Annotated in this window: 8 protein-coding genes; 4 read left to right on the plus strand and 4 right to left on the minus strand. The window is 48.9% G+C overall.

The features are described from left to right. Window positions 1-188: 188 nt before the first annotated feature. Together ABJU74_RS15990 and ABJU74_RS15995 are read right to left on the minus strand one after the other, a co-directional pair. Window positions 189-2,081, minus strand: a complete 1,893-nt coding sequence (locus tag ABJU74_RS15990) for a sensor histidine kinase (protein ID WP_348385167.1) — start codon at window positions 2,079-2,081, stop codon at window positions 189-191. Window positions 2,082-2,250: 169 nt separating this feature from the next. Next, the gene (locus ABJU74_RS15995) at window positions 2,251-2,904 is read right to left on the minus strand and encodes a response regulator transcription factor (protein WP_348385166.1); all 654 of its coding nucleotides are present in this window, start codon (window positions 2,902-2,904) and stop codon (window positions 2,251-2,253) included. Window positions 2,905-3,222: 318 nt separating this feature from the next. On the opposite strand from ABJU74_RS15995, the gene ABJU74_RS16000 reads away from it, so the two are divergent. From ABJU74_RS16000 to ABJU74_RS16015, 4 genes are all read left to right on the plus strand, one after another. Further along, window positions 3,223-4,404, plus strand: coding sequence for a hypothetical protein (locus ABJU74_RS16000; protein ID WP_348385165.1), 1,182 nt, complete (start codon window positions 3,223-3,225; stop codon window positions 4,402-4,404). Between the two features lie 27 nt (window positions 4,405-4,431). Further along, on the plus strand, window positions 4,432-5,181 hold the full coding sequence (locus ABJU74_RS16005) for a hypothetical protein (protein ID WP_348385164.1): 750 nt from the start codon (window positions 4,432-4,434) through the stop codon (window positions 5,179-5,181). Next, window positions 5,153-5,848, plus strand: a complete 696-nt coding sequence (locus ABJU74_RS16010) for an HAD hydrolase-like protein (RefSeq protein ID WP_348385163.1) — start codon at window positions 5,153-5,155, stop codon at window positions 5,846-5,848. Before ABJU74_RS16005 ends, ABJU74_RS16010 begins: the two co-directional genes overlap by 29 nt. Window positions 5,849-6,047: 199 nt before the next feature. Then, the gene (locus tag ABJU74_RS16015; RefSeq protein ID WP_348385162.1) at window positions 6,048-6,443 is read left to right on the plus strand and encodes a hypothetical protein; all 396 of its coding nucleotides are present in this window, start codon (window positions 6,048-6,050) and stop codon (window positions 6,441-6,443) included. A 19-nt stretch (window positions 6,444-6,462) separates the two neighbouring features. On the opposite strand, the gene ABJU74_RS16020 is transcribed toward ABJU74_RS16015, so the two are convergent. After that, window positions 6,463-7,749: a serine hydrolase domain-containing protein gene (locus ABJU74_RS16020; RefSeq protein WP_348385161.1), complete on the minus strand. Its 1,287-nt coding sequence runs from the start codon at window positions 7,747-7,749 to the stop codon at window positions 6,463-6,465. Window positions 7,750-7,985: 236 nt separating this feature from the next. Then, complete coding sequence (locus ABJU74_RS16025) at window positions 7,986-8,585, minus strand: thiamine biosynthesis protein ThiC (RefSeq protein WP_348385160.1); 600 nt, start codon at window positions 8,583-8,585, stop codon at window positions 7,986-7,988. Between the last annotated feature and the right edge of the window lie 294 nt (window positions 8,586-8,879).

Below are 8,879 nucleotides of genomic sequence, written 5' to 3' on the forward strand. Positions count from 1 at the left end.
AATCAAAGGCTCGCGTTTGATCATTCTAATGTCCAATGGGCTGCCACCATGCGGCTTCAACTGGCAGGTAAGTCTGAAATCAAAGGCTGAGTTTTGTATCCAGCATGACCGAGCAATTGGGGTCAAGCATTATTCACGCAATCGGGCGCATGAACGAGGGGTCATATTGCCCCTAAGCTAAGGGATTTCTAATCACCGGCTGGAATATAAATAAAGGCTGCAGACCCGATATGTTTGCGCGAATGAAATTCAAATTCCAATCCCAATTGCTGAGCGATTTCGGTAACAATGGACAACCCCAATCCATCCCCGGTTGAACTAGAGGATTTCTTGTGCCTTTCCGACAAGATATCCAGTTCACCGGCTGATAGGCCGATACCATTATCCCAAACTTCTAAACGTATGGTATCGGCGCGCTGTCGAGCGGCGAGCAATATGATATTCCCTCCATGTTGAATGGCATTGGAAACCAGATTGCTGGTGATACGCATTAACGCAACCGGGTCGGAGGTCACATGGACTGGGCACGATCGATAGCGAAGCACTTTCCCTTGCTGGCGCGCTTGGTCAGCAAAAATTTCATGCACATTGTCCATGACGATATGCAATGAAAATTTTTCGCGGTCGCTGCGGTCTCCTGCATTGCCGCTTTCATCGCCCTCTCCTCCCCAACCCTTGACCGCTATATCTTCCAGATAGTCAAATGCGGCATTCATTTGCTCCGTGACATCCTCGTTCTGGCCCCGGATCCGGCGGATCGCTGCGCGCAAGGAAACAAGGGGCTGCCGGATATCATGACTCACGTTGGACAGTTGATCGAGGCGCTGCTCTGACAGACGCTTGGCATCACCATATTCCTTCTGACTCGCCATCAGGGCCTGATTCAATTGCAGTTTTTCCTGCGCAGAAGAAAGCGCTGCCGCCAAAGCTTGATCGCGTTCTTTTCTGACGGCTTGCAAGCGCAGCATAATCGCGATTGCAAAAGCAACACATTCCATGAACAGAACGAAATGGCCATAGTCCAGAGTTTGATCCATATCAAATTGACCAACAACAAGATGGGCAATTGTGGCGTAAACAAACGACGTCACAACCAAAGTCGCGCCGATAATATATGGATAGGCTCCAACGCGGCCGCTCCGAGCAGCAGTAATCCCGCTTAGCAATTGCACCATCGTGGCAATGGGAACCAAAGAATATGCAGCAACCATATACCAGCGATTTTCATAGAAAAGCAAAGTGCATAAGGAAATCGCGACCATCAGGCTGATGAAGATTTTCAAAAAACGATCCATTCGCGGCGCGATCTCAGCGAAAAGGAATAATTGACGAGAGAAATTCAAAGCGGCCGCGGGCATTAGCAATATTGTGACAAGGTTCATCGGATCATTGAGCCATGGATCATCCGGCCAGAAAAATTGAAATGTATATCCGTCTGCATTGGCAACATATAACATACCAGCGCTGATATAGGCCGCGAAGGAAACACCAATTCGCGGGCCAATGACCGGGATCAGAAGCAAAGACAAAATGATCATCGCAAATAGTGCACCGTTCAATGCCCAATCGATATTGGCTTCGCGGTTGTGCACATTATTGGACCCGTCCGGCTTTGCAAAATGGATCGGCAATACAGTAGTTGATGAGGATCGATAACTGACATAGAAATGCGCCGTCTCGCTTGGTCCAAGGTCGAAATCCGCCTGCAAAAAGCGACTAGGAATATGCCGCTGATCAAAAGGTTGCGTTTCTCGGTTCGATAGCAGTTTGACTGGCTTTCCTTCTCGCAGGATAAACAAATCCAGTTCTTTCAGATATTGCCGTTTAATATCGATCCGCCAACGATCCGCTTTGTCCCCAGAATTGGTTGCTGAAAAGCGCAGCCAAACCCGTGCACTGGTCAATCCGACATCCAAATATGGTGTTGTAATGGGTGTAAAGTCATCAGACCGCTCGATAATGTCAGTTACATTCAAGGCTAGGCTTTGATCCAATCGATAATCTACGTGATCAACAATATAATAATGGAAACCTGGTGCTTGCTGCAGCAGAACAGGCCGCTGCGATTCCGCGCTAGCCATTGTTGAAACTAGCGAGAAAAGAAGGGCGGATAGGAACAAAAACGGTTTCTTTATTAGCCGGTTCTTTATCCGTCTGCCGGGCGCTGGGAAAATGTGCTTCACGTATGCATAATGTCGCGCCTCAGATATAGCGTCTATGGGGTTCATGCCCCATTTTCCATCAGATTTGTCACAGTTGTTTGTGGGTTTCCAACAAACCTTCCTTCAGTGCATAGGCCAATAACTCAGCCACGGAACGGACACCGAGCTTTCCCATCAAGCTCCCCCGATGCTTTTCCACCGTCTTGATACTGATGCTCAGCCGGTCAGCGATAGCCGCATTGGCATGACCAGACCCGATGAGCGACAGAACTTCTCTTTCGCGCGCGGTTAGCGAAACTGGCTCTACCGCATCTTGCAATATTTTGGCCACCGACTGAGCAACAAAATTATGGCCAGCCAATATGGTTTCGAAGCCGCGTTTAATCTCATCAGGATCACAACTTTTCAGAAATAGTCCTTCCACCCCCATGTCCATCCATTCCGCTAGAAGATTGGAAGAGGTAAAGCCTGTGAGTATCGCCACCCGCGTTTTTGGCGACCAGCGGCGAGCTTCGGCAAAAACTTCGACCCCTTTCGCATAAGGCATGGCTGCATCCAAAACGAGCATATCCGGTAAATATTTTCGGACCGCTGCCATCGCGTCGAGGCCATTTTCAGCTTCTGCAACAATTTCGGTATCAGGAATAGAAGACAATATCTGAACCGTCGCCTGCCTGACAATGGCATGATCGTCAGCAACAACAATTGTTGCCGGACTCTTTTCGCGATCCGTTAGCGCCATAGCTGAAATCCCCTGCATCGAGGAAGATAGCCGATTTGAGATATCAATCAATGACTTAAGAGTTAGGCCAAAAAGCAAACCCGGCAAGTTCTTGCCGTTGTACACCATTTTTTGCCGGTTCCTTGCTTCCCTTGCGTTCCACCATCGGTCCAAATTCCTAGAGCCACTGAAATATAGGGATTTATCCGAAGCTCTTCTGCTTTTGGCATGCTGTTTGCTGAGATGGGAATAAGCAAATTGACCACAGCAGACACCCTATGGGTATCAAGATGGCTGAATGGCTGGAACAGAACATATTCTACAACGAGGAACAACAGAGTGAGGCAAGACGAGAAAATAATCCTATTCTACTTGCCGGTGGTTACTCCTTGGTGGTTTGAGAATATAATTGTCCACTTAATCCGGTCCACTGCCCAGAACCATGAAGTCCATGTGTTGGTTCCGCCATTGTGGCACAATACTGGGATCGGTGCACAGCACGTCGCAATTATAACAGAATTGGCTCATGTTCGTTGGCACATATTAGATGGGCCGGATCATCCCCAGCTTCGCACTAACGGCAGCGATCAGGACGATCTGTTAGCTTTGGTTGATGATATTGCTCCAGATATTACTCTGTGCCGGAGTGCAGATATCACAACACCGCAGCGCTTTCCGGGCATTGTGCGCTATATTATGGAAGGAGCTGCACCGCCTTTTCACACCGAGAACCGCTGGATCATGTTATCACCAACGCTGTTCGACCACGGCTTGATACCCGATCTTTCTTCAGAGCAGACCGTTATTTTAGATCATTTTGCTCAGTCCTTGTGGGCACAAATGATGGCAAAAACAGCGCTACCCAATCGAACAGAATTTCTCGCCAGAAATGAACTGACCGATGATAAAATCATCATTGGCTTGTCGCTGGAATATGAGAATGCGGAGAATTTCTTCGGCCAACATCACCGCTATTCGACCAATGCAGAAATGATTTTGGAACTTAGTTCGATGGTAAATGATAATGTCATTCTGGCGATAACCAATCATCCTCTCAATGATCTTCATAGCGATAATTCTGCAGTCGATGCGATTGTTTCTGGTCAGGCCAGTAAGATTAAGATGCTGAAACCTGGCCCAATTGCCGGCCATTCCACTTTGGCGTTAAGCAAATATTGCGACGGAATGATCGTGGGCAATTCAAAAAGCTGGTCTGCCAGTGCCGCTTTTGCAACTCCGATGATGCGACTATCAGATTTCGCTACGGGCACGTGGGTGCATGCTTATAATAAAATCCCCCAATTTTTCTCGGATATCGGCCATTGTTCGAGCAAACATGCTGACCCAGCTCTGGCCCGGCGGTGGTTTGCCTTTCATCTTCTCAACAATGTGTTCAACCCCTGCGATCCATCTCTTAGCGGCGAGGACATAATCGGGCGTGTGATCAACCCCACAGATCCCAAGCGCTGGGACCCCGCCATGGCGCGTTATAATCACTTTTCTATGGAACATGCTGCATGACCGGGTCAGCTAAAAAGGAGAAAAATCATGTATGATCTGGCTGTCGTTGTTCCGGTTCGACGGGGCAGTTCACGCATTGCCGAAAAATGCTTATTGCCTTTCGGCAATCAGCCTTCCCTAATTGAATGGAAACTGACGCAACTGTGTCAAATAATTGATCCACAGCGTATTTATTTATCGAGCGAAGACGATGAGTTTCTGAAACTGGGAGAACGGTTTGGGGTGTCAAATCATCACCGCGCACGCCATCTCGCAATCGACCATATCGTTCCCTTTCGCGATGTCATTTCCGGTATTGTAAAAGATATTCCCCACACGCATATCGCCTGGTCGACGGTGGTTTGTCCGTTGATGGCGCCGCAGGAATATGCCGATGCATTCCGCGTCTATTTTGATCAAGTTATTCGTGGCGGGAAAGACTCATTGATCGGCGTCAATTTGATGCAAGAATATTTTTGGTCGCGTGACGGAGCGCTCAACTATCAAGCCGATCGCAATCATACAATTTCACAAGAATTACCCGAATGGTTCAAGGTGACCAACAGTATCTATATGGCTTCACGCCAAGATATTTTGGCCCGTGAATATTTTATCGGTGAGCATCCCATTTTACAGCCGCTGTCCAAACTGGCTGGTGTGGATATTGACTATATTGAAGACTACCGGATCGCTCAGGCTCTGTATGCGGTTTATGCAGAAGATCAATTGGACGCCATCAATCCTACAAGCTTAATCAATTGGAACAATCATGCCCTCGACTTACCTATCGCAATATGACTGCATATTTTTTGATTTTGACGGTGTGATTGTCGATTCCGTTGATGCCAAAATATCCGCCTTTGGCACTTTATATGATGCATTTGGTCCGCGAGTCAGACAGGTTGTAGAAGATTATCAGCGCAAGGTTCCAGGAGAAACACGCTATGATAAGATCCCGCGCTTTCATCGCGATCTGCTGGGCATTTCTTTGTCTCAAGACGAAATTTCTGATTGGTGTAACAAGCTATCAACCATCGTGTTGGACCAAGTCGTCAAAAGCCCACTGCTTCCCGATGTTGCACAGATATTAGCCCTGCTACTCCGGCAGGAAATTCAAGCGCATATCATATCCGGAACACCGCATGATGAACTGCAAATCATAGTCGAACGCAAAGGACTAAATCCCTTTTTCAAGAGCGCTAGAGGCGCACCGGAGAAAAAGCATAACATCGCCCGCGATATCATGACCGGCTACGACCTCACCCCCGCCCAATGTCTTTTTGTAGGCGACGCGATGACGGACTATGATTGCGCCAATCTTTGCCACATAGATTTTCTGGACCGCGCGGCAGAAGAGATGAATCCCTTTCCGCAGGGAACCCAAGTTGTCGACCGGTTGGGCACGTTTTTCTTGGCCGACAAACATCAGTCCATGGGAGCCGCCTCTTTAGCTGTAAATAGCTAAAGCTCTGAAACATTGGTTTATTCTTGGATCACTTGATCGACGAAATCGATAATTGGTAGATCCAGATTCTTGGAGGGTCGCGTGCGACTTTGAGAAGGAACCACCCTTCTCTCTCCCATTTTCTGACCGCTCGACTTTGTATATTGACATTAAGTCGTCTGCTTTTTCTGTGCATTGGCTTTCGTGACAACTGTGTTTTTTGCCCGATCACTTACCGGCAGCCCCATTTGTCGATCATATTCTGTGGACCAGTGTTGATGTCAGTATCTGGGTTGGGCTATCCCTCTGGATCGGGTGTATGATTTTGATCAGCCCGTTAGTCTTTCTCCCGAAAACTAAGCGATCCACCGTTCACTATACTTTTGTTGTATGCTGGCTGACTTTGATCGCAGCGGCTGCAATGGGCGCCTATCCCACTCCCCTTGTCGGATATGGAGCAAGCGCGATTATCGGTTATTTCGTGAGCATAATATTCCTGCAACCGATTGAGCAATCTCGCAGCAAAGGCGATATTGTCAGCACCTGCCACGCCAACGGCGATAAGGATCGCTTACTCTTTCGAAAGCACCGACCTAACCTCATCATAGCGCGTTAGACCCTTTGACTGGGCGATACTAGGGAGCATCGCGATCTGAAGGTTCTAACGGCTTCGGCGTTGGCAGATCGGAGAGATCGAGCCAATCAACCTGAGATTCCTGGTCCAGTCGCGGTCCGTAAAAGCTGTCAAGCACAGCAAAGGGGATACCAAAGGGCAACCCCCATCCGCTGTTCCACATTGCCGCAACCCCCGTACGGGCCTCCGGATCAAAAATAATGGTTGCGCGATACCCATCCACAGCGCCGCTATGACCAACCAATCGCCGGCCCCGATAGGTAAAACTGCGCCACCCCAATCCATAGGAGGGCTCGGTCAAAGCGCGCGCGAGATCGCCGCCATAGACGCGTCCCGTTCTAATCAATGACGCATGGGCAATGGCAAGAGTGGCTTTGGATAAGATATCGTCATGCGCGCTCATCTGTGCGCTCAGCCAACGCGCCATATCGACTATATTGCTGTTAACGCCTGCTGCGGCTGGCAATCGCCAATAGGATTCTGACAATATCCGTACCTTGTCCCCCCGGTGCGGGCGCGCCCAGCTTTCCGCTTGGGTCAGCCCCGCCATGCCAAATTGTGCGCTTTCCATTCCGAGCGGTTCAAAAAGCTGCGTTTGGACCGCGTCATCATATATAGAATTTGTGGCCTGCCCCAATATTTCTGAAGCCGTATCAAAGGCAATATTCTGATAGCTGTGACAGGTGCCCGGTAAGCATTGTAAAGGCGCAGTTGACAAACGCGCCCTTAATTGACCGGGATATTCTCCGTCTTCCAGCTTGCGATCATAGGCATTTTTCGTGAGGCCGGTCTGATGCGACATGAGCTGTGCCAGGCTGATCTGCGCCGTCGCGTCTCCGGGAAGCTTTAGTGATGTTTGCCACCGATTGAGAGTTTGATCGAGGTCGATCTGGCCTTCTTCTGACAATTTTGCTGCCAGTGCACCTGCCACGCCCTTAGAGACTGAGGCCCAGCGAAAAACGGTTTGAGGCGTGACGCTTTCTCCGGAGCGCTTGTCGATCACACCGAAACCGCGAACATAGCGAAGCTCTGCTTCCTCAACAATTGCTATAGCTAAGCCTGCCATTTCAGGACGGGCGGAAAGTTCTTCAAATCGCTGGTTCAGCCCTCGATAATCGATTGCCCCAATCCAGTCATCCGGTTCTGTAGGCAACCGATCCACAATATCCGCATCAGCGGTTTCAATTAGCGGGAATTCAATCTGTTCCTGAACAAGCGCGCGGTAGCTGTAAAAACCGATCAATAACAGGGCCGCCAATCCAAATAGCGGCACCAAATATCTACTCATTCGCGCTGTCCCTTTGTACTACTGCCATTTCCAAGACCGATAACAGCAAAGCCTGACCTCAGATGCGACCAGAAAGACGGTACGGTAATCCAGCGCGACAAGACAAGACAATTTGTGTTGTCCCTCGCCAAACCAACGGTTTGTCGCCGACGCTGAAGGTTATATCTGGGACACCGATATCGATGTCACAGGCACCTGCCCGGCAGCCCGCCCAATTTCTGATGCAAATGGTTCGATCAGTCTTCGTTGCTAATACTCAACAGGCATATCGCCAGGAACAAGGTTGCCAACACGCCGGACCCACCAGCGACAGGCGATGGTAGAAAACCCTGTAAGCCGAACATCATCACAATTGTATTAGCAATAAACGCAACAGCACCAAGCGCAGCGGTTACGCCGCCCAAAGCTTTGTTTCCTTGGTTCATTTTGGCCATGCCAAAAACCACCGCAGCAAGCCCCAACAGGATTTTTGCGGCATTATAACCAAAAAATGAGAATGCAACGACTGACATCGCGACACCGCTTAACTCTGCATTGGCTTCAGCAGCCAAACGAAAAGGACCAAATTGGGTCAATCCAACACCAACCTGCATGACGTTTAATACAGCGCTAAATGCAATTGCGGAAAAGCCGAGCGTATAGCGTTTGGCCATGACCAATGCGGACCCGGAAAAAGCCGCTATCAAAACAAATATGAGCCCTTCCAGCCCCCATAGGAATTTGCGGTCAAATTCAGGGGCGCCCAGATAGAGAGCGGTATAAATAGGCTGTGAGATTGCCGCCAAAAGCAACAATATTGCGATAATTTTGATCGTCCGACTTTGTGTGAATTCCATGATTTTTCCCCTCGGCAGAATGTAACTCTTTTGTCTATTCGCGGCAATTCGAGATGAAGTTACAATTAGATGCACCGCGGCTCAATTAAAACCGCTTCAATTGGCAAACATATCGTTTACACTGAAAAATGTTCCGCGTCAGCGATCGATAGTCAGATTGAGATTATGTAGGATGTGAGTGTTTTGGTATCATCGTAGTGACGTAAGGAACGAAGATGAGACCAAAACAGAAAAATTCTAAAGCCCCCGCTGATCGGGTGGTGAAGGATATCCGCCGAGCAACCCGCAAGCAAT

It is taken from the genome of Parasphingorhabdus sp., assembly GCF_039982415.1.
Classification (GTDB): domain Bacteria; phylum Pseudomonadota; class Alphaproteobacteria; order Sphingomonadales; family Sphingomonadaceae; genus Parasphingorhabdus.